Consider the following 14134-nt stretch of genomic DNA (forward strand, 5'->3'; position numbering starts at 1 on the left):
ATGGACGGGTCCTTTAGCTGACGGGAGAAGCTGCCGCGGAGGCGGCCGCAATGCGACTATTATAGAACGTCGCCGCCAATCCGCTCAAGACGATCACGGCAATGCCGAGCCAGCTCAAGGGTGCCAAGCTATCATGCCAAAGCAAGACATCCCAGACGCTGGAAAAGACAATGCCGGCATATTGCAAATTGGCAGTCAACAAAGTGTTGCCTAAACGATAGGCACGCGTCATGGCGATTTGCGCGCTCGTGGCCGTTAAGCCTATCAGTACCAGCAAACCCACCCCGTGCAGATCGATGCTGCGCCAGTGCGTCAGCAGTGATGCCTGCTGTGTCGGCATCAGCACGCTGCCAACTAAGCCGGCCATGGCGCAAGTGAGCGAGAAATAAAACACCACACGGTATTCCGGCTCACCGCGCAAGCCCATTTCTCGCACTTGCAAATACGCCAAAGCGGCCAGCATGCCGGAAAATAAAGCCAGTACGCCACCGAACAATTGATCGGCATGGATGCTGGGGCGCAGCAGCAGCACGACCCCGCCGAAACCGCACAGTATCGCCGCGATCAAGCGCGGATCGAAGCCACGCTCGCGTCGCCGCCAAGCCAAAACCAATAAAATCGCAGCGATCCAGATCGGTGACATGTAATTGAGTGTGACCGCCATTGCCAGTGGCAATTGCGAAATCGCGTAAAACCACAGCCACAATGCCGCCACCCCCACCGCACCGCGCCACAGATGATGCGCCGCCATGCTGGTGCGCAGCGTGCCGCCGTGCCAGCGTATCCACAGCCCTAGTGTCAGCATGCCGATGATGCCGCGGCAGGCAACGATTTCCGCCACCGAAAAATGGGCAGACGCCAGTTTGACACCGACCCCCATGATGGAAAATAAGAAACTCGCGACCAACATCCAGAGCGATTGCATGGGAAACTATGACCTCTAAAAAAAACCAGCAAAAAATAAGGAGGCCGCGGCCTCCTTTGTTACAACGCCATACGACGTCGGTACCATTCATGAAAATGCTGCATGCCATCTTCCATCGGCGATTGGTAAGGGCCAACTTCGTTTTCACCGCGCGCCAACAAAGCACGCCGACCGGCATCCATGCGCGCGCCGATTTCATCATCTTCGACACAAGTTTCCATGTAGGCGGCGCGTTCGGCCTCGATGAACTCGCGCTCAAACAGCACGATTTCTTCGGGATAGTAAAACTCGACCACGTTGCGCGTCTTGCCGGTTGCAGTGGGCCATAAGGTCGAGACCACCAACACATGCGGATACCACTCAACCATGATGTTGGGATACAAGGTCAACCAAATGGCACCGTATTTCGGTGCTTCGCCTTGACGGTATTGCAGCACCTGTTCTTGCCAGCGGCGATAAGTTTCCGAACCCGATTTGAGCAAACCATTGGCCACACCGACCGTTTGCACGCTGTAATCTTCGCCGAATTCCCAGCGCAAATCATCACAGGCAACGAAGCTGCCCAAGCCGGGATGAAACGGCTCGACGTGATAATCTTCCAGATACACTTCGATGAAGGTTTTCCAGTTGTAAGCGCATTCATGCACTTCGACATGATCGAGCAAATAGCCGCTGAAATCGAGCTCACGCGTCACACTGAGTTGGCCCATGCGTTCCATGACGTTGTAACCGTTTTGCTCGAACAATAAGCCGTTCCAATTCTGCAGCGGCGTGCGCTTGAGATGCAGACAAGGTGTATCGGCGAAATGCGGCGCGCCGATCAACTCACCTGTGAGGTCATAGGTCCAGCGATGCAGCGGACAGACGATTTGTTTGGCATTGCCGCGGCCATTGAACATCAGCGCTTGCCGGTGCCGGCAAACGTTAGACATGAGCTCAATACCGTGAGCACTGCGGACCAGCATGCGACCTTCATTTTCGGCGGCCAGCGTGGCGTAATCGCCAACTTCAGGCACCATCAATGCATGGCCGACATAGCGTGGGCCGGCTTGGAACAAATCTTTGATTTCGCGCTGTAACAGCGTTTCATCAAAATATACTTGCACCGGAAGTTGCGCGTCAGAACGCGCGAGTGTAGACAAAGAAGCCAGATCGGACATCCCCACCCCCCAAATTAATTTGCACCAACCTAAGAGAGAAAGAATCCACAAAAACCTGTTTCCGCGCGGGGTTTCAGTCCACGCGAAAATTCAAACGATCAAACGCCTTGAAGAGGAAATTTTGGACAGAGCCGAGAATTATACCTGAAACCATTCTGATTCATCAATCGCGACGTCTATGTAACGACAAAATCTCGCGCCGCGCTAAGGCTGTATCGCGATGGCACCGAATACAACAGAGTAAATCATTTAGGTACATTCATCTAATTGGCTTTTTTCGCACCGCAACAAAATATGGCAAAGCTCAAGCATCCCCAGCAAACAAACAATTTTTGGCAAAAAAAGCGAATTAAATTCCGACGAATTGCATTTTTTTACTGCACCACTATGCTGCACAGCAACTTGCCTTCGCCATGCAGAGAAACCTAAGCTGCATGGGCGCGATCAACAAAGCGCCCGCTTTTTTCTCCTGCATGCCGTTAAAACGTTTTTTAAAAGGCTCACTATGCACTCTATCTTACTCAAAAAAATTCTCGCCATCTTCTTGCTGTGCGCACTGTTTCCCTTGCCCGCCTACGCCAGCGGCTATACCGCCACGCGCTATCCTATCGTGCTGGTGCACGGCTTGTTCGGCTTCGACAACATCGGCCCGGTCGAATATTTTTACGGCATTCCAGCGGCGCTGCGCAGCGACGGCGCTCAAGTATTCATTACCCAAGTTGCAGCGGCTAACAGCAGCGAAGTGCGCGGCGAACAGTTACTGCTTCAGGTTAAACAAATTCTCGCCGCTACCGGTGCGGCCAAAGTCAATTTGATTGGCCACAGCCATGGCGGCCCGACCGCCCGTTATGTCGCGTCAGTACGTCCTGACCTGATCGCTTCGGTCAGCTCGGTTGGTGGGGTCAATCGCGGTTCGGCGGTGGCCGACATTCTGCTACAGGTGGCGCCGAGCGCTTCCTTCAGCAATATCGTGCTGGCATCGGTCAGCAATGGCTTGGCGCGTCTGATCAGCTTCCTCTCGGGCCAACCGACGCTGTCACAAAACGCTTTGGCAGCGGCCGCTTCACTCAGCACCGCCGGCTCGCTCAAATTCAATCTGGCCCACCCGGAAGGCATTCCAACCAGCGCCTGCGGCGAAGGCGCTTACCACGTCAATGGCGTGGCCTACTATTCTTGGAGCGGCGCGCAGCCGGCGACGAATTTTCTCGATATCTCCGATGCCGCATTAAGCTTGACTTCTCTGGCCTTCAAAGGCGAAAAAAATGATGGCTTGGTCAGCAGTTGTTCCAGCCATTTGGGTCAAGTCATCCGCGACGATTACGGCATGAACCATCTCGATGAAGTCAATCAAACTCTGGGCTTGGTGAATATTTTCGAAACCAATCCGGTCACCGTATATCGGCAACACGCCAACCGTTTGAAAAACAGCGGGCTGTAAGCCGCCTGCCGAGTACAACGATGAACCGCCGCCCCCTCCTGTTCGCCCTGTGCGCTGCCGCAGGTCTGATGCTCGCCCTGCTATCGCTATGGCTATGGCTGCGCCAAGATAGCCCGGCAAGCACGCTGCACTTGACGCCACCGACAGTGGCCAAGTCCTTGCTCGGCACCAGCGTCGATGGCAAGGCGCAGCAAGGCAGCGACGGCGATTTACTGGTCACGGCCGAGTTACGCCGCTTATTCGATTATTACCTGGCAAGTAGCGGCGAACAAAGCCTGCCCGCAATCAGCCACGCCATCGGACTGGCGCTCGATGAACGGCTGGCAGCGCGGGCAGCACAACAAGCACGCGAACTGTTGCGACGCTATTTACTTTACAAACAAGCCTTGCCGGCGCTTGAGCAAGCACTTCCCGGCAGCCTGGTCGCTCCGTCCATGCTGTCCGGCTTACAAAAAAAATGGCAAAACATGCAGCACTTACGTGGGCAATTTTTCAGCGCGACGGAAAACCGCGCACTATTCGGCTTGGACGATGACTATGATAGTGATGCCTTGGCACGGCTGGCACTGAACCAAGATGCCAGCCTGACGGCAGAACAGCGCCAGCTCGCCCTGGCACGCCTCGACCAAGCTGTGTCGCCGGCCCTGCGCGCCGCACGTGAGGCACCGTATCAAGTGCTGCGAATGGAGCAACAGGCACAGCAATTACGTGCCCAAGGTGGCAGTGAAGATGAGGTATATCGTCTGCGTGCGGCAAGCTGGTCGCCAGAAGCGGCGAACCGCTTGGCCGAGCTCGATCGCGAGACCGTCGACTGGCAAACACGGATACATACTTATCAAGAGCAACGCGCGCAATTGCGTGGCACAGCCGATGACAGCACGGCGCAACAACTCTCCGTGCAGGCACTGCGCGATCGGTATTTCACGGTACTGGAACAGAAACGCTTGAGCGCCTATGAATAAGCGCGCGGCAAGACTCAGGCCAGCTCTTCGGCGGCCACGACCAGAGCACGGTCGATCAACTGATCAAGCTGCAGGATACTGGCGCGTTGTTGGCGAAACGCTTGTTCCAGTTCTTGCGCCGGCACCGAAAAACTTTTACCTTTTTCGCTGGCCGTCAAAATATACAAGCTGCGCATCGGACTGACCCAAGCCAATCTGAGCTTGAGCGCCGGTGCCTCGGCAGTAATGGAAAAGGCCAACCAGACACCACGTTCGAGCCGCTGCACCAGTTCTGGCCATTGATCGGCTTCCACGACTGGCACGCCGAGTGCCGCCTGCTCCTCTTGGACGCGTCTTTCCAGCCTGCGCTCGGCCGCATGTTGCGCCGCCTCCATAGCCAGTTCTAGCTGACGTTCGGGCGTCAAATCCAAGGGCGCACGCACGATCGAAGCATGGCATTCGGCCAGCTCGGCAAAGAAGCGTATGCGGTCGGCATCTTCCCACTTGATCAGGCTCAGCCACTTATTCAAGCGCGCCAAAATCGCTGGCAAACGCTGCAGCAATTCCTGCCGCTGGGCCAGACTGATCTTCGGTTTCACACTCCAGATCAATTCATCCATGGTTTTGATGGCATCGGTCACCGCGTGCGGCTTCTCTTCCTTCACGCTGTAAGCGAGCGTCAGCACCTTGGTCCAGCGGTTTTCGAGAAAGGTTTCGATGAAGGCCACCACCTCACCACTGCCGACGCGCAGGGCAACTTCTTGCGTGGCAATCAGATTGGCTTGCTTGATTTTTTCTTTGCGCAGCGCTTTTTGTATCGGCACCTCAAGCGCCGCGACATGTGCTTTTTCCTGCTCGGCGATGAAGGCTTCCAAATCATTGACGACTTCATCGAACAGCGATACTTCCTGATCGAATTCTTGCGCCACGCGCGCGACATTGCGCTGCATGGCAGTATACAAGGGTTCTTGGCGCGCCCCAGCATGCGCCACAGCCGGACTGTAGCGCGACAACAGTTCGATCAAACGACGTGCCGGATGATGCTCATTGAAGAAAAATTCTTGGTCGATCAGGGCCGCTTTGAGCACCGGCACCTGCAAGCTGGAAATCAATTGTTTGACTGCGGCCGGCATGCTCGGATTCTGCAAAACATGCTCAAAGACCTGCGACAACAAATCCAAGCTATGTTTTTCCACACCCGTGCCCATGTGCTCGGCAAGCTGCTCTTGTACTTGCGAAAGGCGTAACACCTGATCGGCTTCGTTGAGCATGTGCGTCAATTTGACGCTGCGCTGGAATTCATTCAAACGCTGTAACAGTGCTGCCGGCAGCTGTGCTGTACCAGCCTCATGCAGCGCTGCTGTGCCCGCTGCCGCGTCAGTGCCGGCGGCGAGAAAGTTCCGTAAGATCTGGCGCTGCGCTGTGCCTATCGGTCGAGCTGCCGAACTGTGCTCGGTTACACTGCTCGGGTCGGCATCAGGCGCCGGTGTAGTGCTGCGACTGCGATGAATTCGATATGACTGTTGCAAGTCGGGCAAAATTCCCTGCTCGACCAAGTAGCCATTGAGTGCCTCAATGATGGGTTCAAGATCAAATAAAATATCGCTGCGCAGCAGCGGCAATATCAAATCATGGCTATCCGTTTCCGTATCAAACTTGCACCAAGCCAGATACAGCAAATTCAAAAACACATCGGGACGAAACGGGTTGTGCGCAATGCTCAGAGTTTCGCGCTCGAGCACATGCGACAAGCGCATGGTCAGCGCCGCGTACTGCTGCGCGCAGTCGAGCTCGAGACTGCGACTGACGCGGCCGAGCGCGAGTTTCTTATCCATCTCGGCATAACTGACCAAGCAAAAATCGGCGTCTTCAAGGTCCACCGCCGCCTCTACCGGGGCCAGCAAGCGCGTGATTTCGGCGCGCAAACCGTGCTCGAGTTCCAATGCCGCCAAGTGAAAAAATGCATAGGTATTTTTTTTCAAACTCTGACCGGCATGAAAACTTAAATTAGCTTGACGCGAATCCGCGCTGTGTTCCGACAGCGCCAGCAAGGCATTGGCCAAGCGGGCAGAAAATGCGTCGAGCTGGGCAATCACCAAATGCGTCGCCACCTCTGCCATACCACGCCACACGTCCTGACCAGTTGGCCTGGTGTGCTTCGATGTCTGGGTCGTAGAGGGATGCATGATAGAGCCTGGTCAAGCGATCATTGGCAATGCGTGCGGATGCGCTGGACCGAGGTCGAATTCAGTTCAATCCGACTAAGGAAGTGCGCTCAATAATGCGTTAAAGCAATATGCTCACTATATACGGTTAATTTCCATGTGGAAATATTACATTGGCAATTTCGCGCGGATTTGCAGTATAAAGCTCAGGATAGGCACAGGCTGGTTTCAAATCTGAAACAATTATGGCAATTTGTAAGTGCTGGACGCCACAAATTCGGTCGATAACAAGTAAGCAAGGGCAGTTTTGCTCTAAAATAGACAGTTAGACTTCTTTTCGTTTAGTTTGATGCAATATTCATACCCTATATGACGCCTCCACATTCTCCCGCTGCAAAGCCGACCGCGGCAACAGCGGCACCGACATTCGAAGCCGCCATGGCTGAACTGCAGGAACTCGTCAATCTCATGGAAGCTGGCCAACTGCCGCTGGAACAATCGCTGAGCGCCTATGAACGCGGGTTTGAATTGATTCGCCAGTGCAGCACGCAGCTAGACAAAGTCGAACAGCAAGTCAAAGTATTGGAAAACGGCATGGTCAAAGCATTCCAAGGCTCGGCTGACGAGGATTTGTCATGAGCGAGCAGTTCCGTAGCTGGATGCGAGATATCCAGCAAGACTGCGAAGCAGCCTTGGCGCAATTTCTTCCCGCAGCCAGCACGTTGCCGCAGCACTTGCATGCAGCGATGCGTTATGCCGCGCTCGACGGCGGTAAACGCATACGACCGCTGCTGGTGCATGCAGCCGGGCAATTATTCAATGCACCGCAAGACGCCTTGCGGCGCGCCGCTGCAGCCGTGGAAATGATCCACGTGTATTCGCTGGTGCACGACGATATGCCTTGCATGGATGACGACGCCCTGCGCCGCGGCAAGCCAACGGTGCACATCGTGTATGATGAGGCCACCGCTCTGCTGGTGGGCGACGCCTTGCAAGCGCAAGCCTTTCTGGTACTGGCAGAAGGCGCTGGCAGTGCCGCTGGCAAGCTCGAGATGGTGCGTATTCTGGCACAAGCAGCAGGTTCGGTAGGGATGTGCGGCGGTCAAGCCATCGATTTGGCCAGCGTTGGATTAGCGCTCACGCGCGAACAACTCGAGCAAATGCATAAACTGAAAACCGGTGCCTTGCTGCGCGCTGCGGTTTTGCTCGGTGCCGGCAGTGGTAAGCTGTTGGCAGCGGTGGAACTGAGCGCCCTCGATGCCTACAGTGCCGCCATCGGCCTGGCTTTCCAAGTGGTCGACGACATCCTCGATGCCAGTGCTGATTCCGTCACGCTAGGAAAAACCGCCGGCAAAGATGCCGCCGATAATAAACCCACGTATGTCAGCTTGCTCGGTCTGTCTGCTTCCCGCTTATTGGCGCAACAACTCTGTGAACAAGCTCACACCGCCCTGCAAATTTTTGGCGCACCGGCCCACCACCTGCACGATCTGGCCGATCTGATCGTGCAACGACAAGCGTAAACAGCCGTATCCTATGACGAAATTACTTCAACAAATCAATTCACCGGCTGATCTCCGCCAACTGACACGCCAGCAATTACATCCGTTTGCCGACGAATTACGCCAGTACGTGCTCGATTCGGTATCCAAAACCGGTGGCCATCTGTCTTCCAATCTCGGCACGGTGGAACTGACGATCGCCCTGCATTATGTGTTCAACACCCCGGAAGACCGTTTGATATGGGATGTCGGCCATCAAACCTACCCGCACAAAATTCTTACCGGCCGACGCGACCAAATGCATACGCTGCGTCAAATCGACGGCATTTCCGGCTTCCCACGGCGCGCTGAAAGCATTTACGATACCTTCGGCACGGCGCACTCCTCGACCTCGATCTCGGCCGCCCTTGGCATGGCTCTGGCCGCGCGCAGCAAAGGTGAAAGCCGGCATGCCGTCGCCGTCATCGGCGATGGTTCCATGACCGCCGGTATGGCCTTCGAAGCGCTCAACAATGCCGGCATCTACGATGACATCAATCTGCTGGTCGTGCTCAACGATAATGACATGTCGATTTCGCCGCCGGTCGGCGCGCTCAACCGCTATCTGGCGCGCCTGATGTCAGGAAAATTCTATGCAGCGGCGCGCAATGTCGGCAAATCGGTGCTGCCGTCACCGATGCTGGAATTGGCCAAGCGTTTCGAAGAACATGCCAAAGGCATGCTGGTGCCGGCCACTATGTTTGAAGAATTCGGCTTCAATTACATCGGCCCCATCGACGGCCATGATCTTGAATCACTGATCCCTACCCTGGAAAATATTCGCCACCTCAAAGGCCCGCAATTCCTGCATGTGGTGACCAAAAAAGGCCAAGGCTACAAGCTGGCCGAAGCCGATCCGGTGCTCTACCATGGTCCTGGCAAATTCAATCCGGCAGTCGGCATTACGCCCAGCGCCAGCAGCAAGAAAACCTATACCCAAGTATTCGGTGAATGGTTGTGCGACATGGCGGCGAGCGACAATAAGCTGGCCGCAATCACCCCAGCCATGCGTGAAGGCTCGGGCATGGTTGAATTTGAAAAACGCTATCCGCAACGTTACTATGATGTCGGCATCGCCGAACAACATGCCGTCACCTTTGCCGCCGGTCTGGCATGCGAAGGCTTGAAGCCGGTACTGGCAATCTATTCCACCTTCTTACAACGCGGCTACGACCAACTGATTCACGATGTCGCGCTGCAAAACCTCGACGTCACCTTCGCACTCGACCGTGCCGGGCTGGTCGGTGCCGATGGTGCTACCCATGCCGGTAATTACGATCTGGCTTTCCTGCGCTGCATCCCGAATATGGTGATCATGGCACCGTCCGATGAAAACGAATGCCGTCAAATGCTGACCACCGGCTACCGTTATCCGGGCCCGGCGGCGATTCGCTACCCACGTGGTGCCGGCTGTGGTGCCGTGGTGACGAAAGACCTCGAAGCGCTGCCTATCGGTAAAGGCGAAATCAAACGCAAGGGCAGCGGCATCGCGATTCTGGCGTTCGGCTCGATGGTACAGCCAGCCTTGCAGGCGGCCGAGCGGCTCGACGCCAGTGTCGCCAATATGCGCTTCATCAAACCGCTCGATGTGGAATTGCTGCGCTCGCTGGCAGCCAGCCATAGCGCCTTGGTCACGGTAGAAGAAGCCAGCATCATGGGCAGTGCCGGTTCGGCCGTGGCCGAAGCGCTGGCCGCCGCCGGCATCAGCATACCCCTGCTCATGCTCGGCTTGCCTGATCAATTCATCGATCATGGCGACGTTGCTGTACTGCTGCGCGATTGCGGGCTCGATGCCGCCGGCATGGAAGCCTCGATCCGCCAACGCTTCCCAGACTTGACCGACAGCAGAGCGGCAGCGGCATAAGCGCGTCTACCCAGCAGCCAGAGCGGCAGAACGGAGTCGGCCGCAAAGGCTCCTAGCGAAGCGCCAAGCTGCGTGCAGCCGCAGGCGTGGCCCGAACTGCCGGACGGCTACTCGCGCCATCGCGGTCGATCTTGAACACGCTGACCGTTTGCGCCAGTTCGCTGGCCTGATCCTGCAGTAACTGCGTGGCCGCCGCCGCCTCTTCCACCAGCGCAGAATTCTGCTGCGTGACCTGGTCCATTTGGGCAATCGCCTGATTGACCTGGTTGATGCCCTCGCTTTGCTCGCGGCTGGCGTTGGCGATCTCACCAACGATCTGCGTCACCTGATGCACATTGTCCACCATGGTGCTCATGGTGGTGCCGGCGCGCTCGACTAACTCGGTACCGAGTCGTATCTTGCCGACCGAATCATCGATCAGCACTTTGATTTCCTTGGCCGCCGCCGCCGAGCGCTGCGCCAAATTGCGTACCTCGGAAGCCACCACCGCGAAGCCGCGCCCCTGCTCGCCCGCGCGCGCCGCCTCAACCGCCGCGTTGAGTGCCAGAATATTGGTCTGGAAGGCGATGCCGTCGATCACGCTGGTGATATCGACGATCTTGCGCGACGACTCGTTGATGGCGTTCATCGTGCTGACCACCTCCACCATCACCTGCCCGCCTTGGGCCGCGGTGTTCGAGGTGCCATCGACCAGTTTGCGCGCATGCTGTGCGTTGTCAGAGTTTTGTTTGACGGTGCTGGTTAACTCCTCGATTGAGGCGGCGGTTTCTTCCAGCGAACTGGCCTGGGTTTCGGTGCGCGATGACAGCTCCATGTTGCCCGTCGACAATTCCTGCGATCCCAGATTGATCAACTCGGCACCCTGCCGCACACGCGACACGGTAGCCAACAAATCCTGCTGCATGCGGCGGATCGCCATCAACAGCCGGCCGATCTCGTTGTTACCGGCGTCATCGATGCTTTCGGTCAAATCACCCTGCGCCACTCGGTCCAGCAGTGCGACGGCGTGCTCCAGCGGTGTGATCACCACGTTTTTCAGAAAAATGTGTACCCCGGCCACCATGGCCAGCGCGGTCATCAACCCCAGTGCCACCAGCCACATGACGATACCGTATTCCTTCTGACGGGAATCCATCAGCGCGGTGACCTGCTCATCGCTGAGCTTCTGGTATTTTTCCAGCAGCACCGAAAATGCTGTCCCAGTTGGGCTCAGCTCGCGCACGTTGATCACCGTAAAAGCATCGGCATCGTCGCGTGCCAGCGCCGCCGAGGCGCGCTCGAGCACTTGCGACTGCGCCCGGCCGGCGGCGATCAGACTTTTCTGCAGCTCGACATCCTGGCCCTCGTAGCGGGCGGCCTTTTCATACTTGTCGATGTAGTCGAGCGTGCGTTGGTACGACTTATTTGCGGTAGCGAGGGCAAGGTCACGGTCGGCCGGCTTGCCGCCATCCTTGATCGTGGAGTAAGCGCGGATCTGCGCCGAGCGCGTACGCGTGGTGTCTTTGTAGGCATCGTTGATGGTGATCACTTGCGAGCTGATCTGGTGCATGGTTGCCATCGCCTGGTTCGATTGCCGAAGCGAATACAGTCCGAGCGCCGCGCCGACCAGCAACATCGCCGCAAACAGGAACAGTACCGCCAACAAACTTACACGGATAGTCATATTCTTCATATCAACTCCAAGAGAGTGCTAGACAAAGGTTGCATTTTAGCAATATATTGAGCCTGAAGATAGCATTAATTTGCTGACTAATAGTCACAAAACAGCGTTTGCTGCCTCATGCCTGCAAAAGACGTGGCTGATTCAACACACACCCTGCAGCAAAAGCGCTGGCTGATTGACAGGACAACTTAATCGTCGCAAGCGACGATCCATTAAGTTGTTTTAACAGAAAAAAAAGTGCCCTTGATCGACCCTCCCACCCTGAAGGCACTGACGTGCCACTGGATTCCTGCCTACGCAGGAATGACGAGGCGAGAGCATGGGAGAATGACATGTTGGCCAGTTGGAGTAATGATACCGACTGAAAACCCTTTTGCGACAGCCTCTTTAGGTCGGGTTTTCAAACCCTAGTCAGGTTGTTCCAATGACGAATTCAGCGCAGCCTCTAAACTCAAACCAAGCTCATCACTCATTCCCATTTTCGCCAGACAACTGCGAAAATATTCGGGATTCGAGCGGAGTAACTGTTTCGATTTATCAAAGGCACCACGCACAGAATCCCCATACGCTTCCCTGGCTTTGTCCCATGCTTGTTTCGGAATGCATGTGCATTTTTTTTCCATCATCATCAAATCAATGATGTCCCGGCTCATCACGCTTTTGTCAGCGTAACGATCAGCGTTGGCCAATAATTTCTCTGCGAACAAATCCGTGCTGGTCAAGCATGGGACCGGCAAGCTTGCGACCATCATTCCACTCAATTCAATTCTGGCTTCTCTAACGATCTCAAATTTAATCGGCGTTCCATCAGCAGAAATGACAGCACGAATGCCATCTCGATCAGCGCGCACGTCTCTCATCAGTTCAATTGGCTGTGAAAAAATATCACCAAGCCCATTATTGAACACTGAATTTCTTAGCTTCCGATAACCATCTTGGTCCGCGCACAGAAAATCAATGTCGATGGACTCACGGAATTCGCCGTACAGAAGCGAAATTGCTGTACCGCCACCAAAATAGCATTTTGTGTCCAGAAGAAATTCCGGGTTCATTTTTTTGAGGATGCTGAGTACCTTTTGATGATGTTCGCGCTCAAACATTCAGTACTCCGTGCCCGTATTGTTGTGTTAACCGAGCGATCAACTCCGCTTCACCAGGAAGCAAGCTCTCAATATCGAGGAATCGCCAATTATTCTCGTAGAGTGCGAATGCTTCCTCTTCCTCAATCTGTCGAACCACACGGTTCCAAGCAAGCAAAGCGAGCTGAGGATAGTCGTCAATCTGCAGTTGGGTAGCCATCATATGTCCCTATGCGAGTTTCATTCCATTCGGCCAACAGACCCTACGGAAGTGCCGGCCATTTATCCTGACATTTCCAAGATCGACTGCCAGCGCAGTTTTTTCAAGCAAACAACCACTCACGCTGACCTTGCCCGGCATAACTGCGCGGGGCCGTGGCATCATCAGCGAGTGTCACAATTTCATAGGCATCCGGGTCTGCCAGCAACACGCGCAGCAATTGATTGTTCAAACCGTGGCCCGATTTGTGCGCGGTGTAACTGGCCAATAAAGGATGACCAACCAAGTACAAGTCGCCGATGGCATCGAGAATTTTATGCCGGACGAATTCATCATCGAAGCGCAGACCGTCGGAATTGAGGATGCGGTACTCATCCATGACGATGGCATTTTCCATCGAACCGCCGCGTGCGAGGCCAATGCCGCGCAACATTTCCACATCCTGCATGAAGCCGAAGGTACGCGCACGCGCAACATCTTTGATAAAGGAATCGGTTTCAAAATCGACCACTGCAGTTTGCACCGTACCGTCGACCGCCGGGTGATTGAATTCGATGAAAAAATTCAATTTAAAGCCCTGATAAGGCGACAAGCGCGCCCATTTTTCGGTCGCGCCGCTGCCTTCGCGAATTTCCACCGGTTTGAGCACACGGATGAATTTGCGCGCCGCAGCCTGTGATTGCAAACCGGCTTGCTGTAACAAATACACGAAGGACGAGGCCGAACCATCCATGATGGGAATTTCTTCGGCACTGACATCGATATACAGATTATCGATGCCCAGACCGGCACAGGCCGACAGCAAGTGCTCCACCGTCGAGACCCGCTGCCCCTGATTTGACAAGGTCGAAGCCATGCGCGTATCGCCGACGCTCATGGCAGTGGCCGGAAACAGCAGTGGCGGCACCAGATCGGTGCGGGTGAAGACAATGCCAACATCGACTGGGGCCGGACGCAGCACCAGTTCAACCTTGGTACCGGAATGCAGGCCGACACCGATGGTTTTGACCGATTGTTTGATGGTTGTTTGCTTTAACATGGCGCTATTATAACGATTCGTCTGATAAAACGGGTTTCCTTAAGCCGCACGCGGCGACGAAAAAAACAGCGCCAGCCGTCAGGCCGTACGCTGTTTTCA

The 14134-nt window shown here is 55.4% G+C and carries 12 protein-coding genes; 5 read left to right on the forward strand and 7 right to left on the reverse strand.

Annotated elements, in window-relative coordinates; all coding sequences use genetic code 11:
• Nucleotides 1-13: 13 nt before the first annotated feature.
• Together QN359_RS03895 and QN359_RS03900 are read right to left on the reverse strand one after the other, a co-directional pair.
• Nucleotides 14-925 carry a DMT family transporter gene (locus QN359_RS03895; RefSeq protein WP_322249669.1) on the reverse strand — a complete coding sequence of 304 codons (912 nt, stop codon included), beginning with the start codon at nucleotides 923-925 and terminating at the stop codon, nucleotides 14-16.
• 59 nt (nucleotides 926-984) lie between these two features.
• Complete coding sequence (locus QN359_RS03900; protein ID WP_322249670.1) at nucleotides 985-2085, reverse strand: aromatic ring-hydroxylating dioxygenase subunit alpha; 1101 nt, start codon at nucleotides 2083-2085, stop codon at nucleotides 985-987.
• 505 nt (nucleotides 2086-2590) lie between these two features.
• On the opposite strand from QN359_RS03900, the gene QN359_RS03905 reads away from it, so the two are divergent.
• On the forward strand, nucleotides 2591-3523 hold the full coding sequence (locus QN359_RS03905) for a triacylglycerol lipase (RefSeq protein WP_322249671.1): 933 nt from the start codon (nucleotides 2591-2593) through the stop codon (nucleotides 3521-3523).
• A gap of 20 nt (nucleotides 3524-3543) precedes the next feature.
• A complete protein-coding gene (locus QN359_RS03910) occupies nucleotides 3544-4485 on the forward strand; it encodes a lipase secretion chaperone (RefSeq protein ID WP_322249672.1) in 942 nt (313 codons plus the stop codon).
• Between the two features lie 14 nt (nucleotides 4486-4499).
• Here the strand turns inward: QN359_RS03910 and QN359_RS03915 are convergent, their stop codons facing one another.
• The gene (locus tag QN359_RS03915) at nucleotides 4500-6650 is read right to left on the reverse strand and encodes a DUF1631 family protein (RefSeq protein ID WP_322249673.1); all 2151 of its coding nucleotides are present in this window, start codon (nucleotides 6648-6650) and stop codon (nucleotides 4500-4502) included.
• 348 nt (nucleotides 6651-6998) lie between these two features.
• Between QN359_RS03915 and QN359_RS03920 the strand changes: the two genes are divergently transcribed.
• From QN359_RS03920 to dxs, 3 genes are read left to right on the forward strand one after another with little or no spacing between them, the layout of a single operon-like run.
• Entirely contained in the window at nucleotides 6999-7268 is a 270-nt protein-coding gene (locus QN359_RS03920) for an exodeoxyribonuclease VII small subunit (protein WP_322249675.1), read from the forward strand.
• Nucleotides 7265-8152, forward strand: coding sequence for a farnesyl diphosphate synthase (locus QN359_RS03925; RefSeq protein ID WP_322249676.1), 888 nt, complete (start codon nucleotides 7265-7267; stop codon nucleotides 8150-8152). The genes QN359_RS03920 and QN359_RS03925 overlap by 4 nt, the downstream gene beginning before the upstream one ends.
• Before the next feature lie 13 nt (nucleotides 8153-8165).
• Nucleotides 8166-10034, forward strand: coding sequence for a 1-deoxy-D-xylulose-5-phosphate synthase (gene dxs / locus QN359_RS03930; RefSeq protein ID WP_322249677.1), 1869 nt, complete (start codon nucleotides 8166-8168; stop codon nucleotides 10032-10034).
• Nucleotides 10035-10086: 52 nt separating this feature from the next.
• On the opposite strand, the gene QN359_RS03935 is transcribed toward dxs, so the two are convergent.
• The 4 genes from QN359_RS03935 to lpxC all read right to left on the reverse strand — a co-directional run bounded on the left by QN359_RS03935 (nucleotide 10087) and on the right by lpxC (nucleotide 14035).
• The gene (locus tag QN359_RS03935) at nucleotides 10087-11706 is read right to left on the reverse strand and encodes a methyl-accepting chemotaxis protein (RefSeq protein ID WP_322249678.1); all 1620 of its coding nucleotides are present in this window, start codon (nucleotides 11704-11706) and stop codon (nucleotides 10087-10089) included.
• A gap of 398 nt (nucleotides 11707-12104) precedes the next feature.
• Nucleotides 12105-12797 carry a nucleotidyl transferase AbiEii/AbiGii toxin family protein gene (locus QN359_RS03940; RefSeq protein WP_322249679.1) on the reverse strand — a complete coding sequence of 231 codons (693 nt, stop codon included), beginning with the start codon at nucleotides 12795-12797 and terminating at the stop codon, nucleotides 12105-12107.
• On the reverse strand, nucleotides 12790-12996 hold the full coding sequence (locus QN359_RS03945) for a hypothetical protein (protein WP_322249680.1): 207 nt from the start codon (nucleotides 12994-12996) through the stop codon (nucleotides 12790-12792). The genes QN359_RS03940 and QN359_RS03945 overlap by 8 nt, the downstream gene beginning before the upstream one ends.
• A 103-nt stretch (nucleotides 12997-13099) precedes the next feature.
• Entirely contained in the window at nucleotides 13100-14035 is a 936-nt protein-coding gene (gene lpxC, locus QN359_RS03950) for a UDP-3-O-acyl-N-acetylglucosamine deacetylase (RefSeq protein WP_322249681.1), read from the reverse strand.
• Nucleotides 14036-14134: the final 99 nt, after the last annotated feature.

Source organism: Undibacterium sp. 5I2 (genome assembly GCF_035019605.1).
Taxonomy (GTDB): Bacteria; Pseudomonadota; Gammaproteobacteria; order Burkholderiales; family Burkholderiaceae_D; genus Undibacterium.

Excerpts from the sequence above, each read along its gene's own strand:
- QN359_RS03895 (WP_322249669.1), bottom strand. The coding sequence starts at position 925 with ATGCAATCGCTCTGGATGTTGGTCGCGAGTTTCTTATTTTCCATCATG.
- QN359_RS03900 (WP_322249670.1), bottom strand. The coding sequence starts at position 2,085 with ATGTCCGATCTGGCTTCTTTGTCTACACTCGCGCGTTCTGACGCGCAA.
- QN359_RS03905 (WP_322249671.1), top strand. The coding sequence starts at position 2,591 with ATGCACTCTATCTTACTCAAAAAAATTCTCGCCATCTTCTTGCTGTGC.
- QN359_RS03910 (WP_322249672.1), top strand. The coding sequence starts at position 3,544 with ATGAACCGCCGCCCCCTCCTGTTCGCCCTGTGCGCTGCCGCAGGTCTG.
- QN359_RS03915 (WP_322249673.1), bottom strand. The coding sequence starts at position 6,650 with ATGCATCCCTCTACGACCCAGACATCGAAGCACACCAGGCCAACTGGT.
- QN359_RS03920 (WP_322249675.1), top strand. The coding sequence starts at position 6,999 with ATGACGCCTCCACATTCTCCCGCTGCAAAGCCGACCGCGGCAACAGCG.
- QN359_RS03925 (WP_322249676.1), top strand. The coding sequence starts at position 7,265 with ATGAGCGAGCAGTTCCGTAGCTGGATGCGAGATATCCAGCAAGACTGC.
- dxs (WP_322249677.1), top strand. The coding sequence starts at position 8,166 with ATGACGAAATTACTTCAACAAATCAATTCACCGGCTGATCTCCGCCAA.
- QN359_RS03935 (WP_322249678.1), bottom strand. The coding sequence starts at position 11,706 with ATGAAGAATATGACTATCCGTGTAAGTTTGTTGGCGGTACTGTTCCTG.
- QN359_RS03940 (WP_322249679.1), bottom strand. The coding sequence starts at position 12,797 with ATGTTTGAGCGCGAACATCATCAAAAGGTACTCAGCATCCTCAAAAAA.
- QN359_RS03945 (WP_322249680.1), bottom strand. The coding sequence starts at position 12,996 with ATGGCTACCCAACTGCAGATTGACGACTATCCTCAGCTCGCTTTGCTT.
- lpxC (WP_322249681.1), bottom strand. The coding sequence starts at position 14,035 with ATGTTAAAGCAAACAACCATCAAACAATCGGTCAAAACCATCGGTGTC.